Origin of the sequence: Devosia alba (assembly GCF_039938915.1) — a bacterium.
In the GTDB taxonomy this organism is placed as follows: Bacteria; Pseudomonadota; Alphaproteobacteria; order Rhizobiales; family Devosiaceae; genus Devosia; species Devosia alba.
Window position 1 is genome coordinate 1 of sequence record NZ_JBDUUI010000173.1, and the last position, 229, is coordinate 229.

A 229-nucleotide genomic window follows, 5' to 3' on the forward strand; every position below is an offset into this window, starting at 1 on the left:
CTTCGCACCTGCTCAGTCAGGGCGCTGGCGCCAATAATTTTGCCCGTCAGCTGGGCGGTGCCATGGGCGTGAACGTCCTTGCGGTGGTGCTGGAATGGCGCAGTGCCGGGCACGCGGCGGTGATTGCCGAGACCCAGACCGTAGGCAATGAGGGGACCCGGACCTGGCTGGCGGCCATGGGCGACAGCTACACCGCGGCCGGCGCCAGTGCAGACCAGCTTCATGGCCT

The 229-nt window shown here is 67.7% G+C and carries 1 pseudogene; it reads left to right on the forward strand.

Annotation, left to right across the window (positions count from 1 at the left end):
* A pseudogene (locus ABFY71_RS19175) lies at window positions 1–229 on the forward strand (hypothetical protein); the annotation flags it as partial.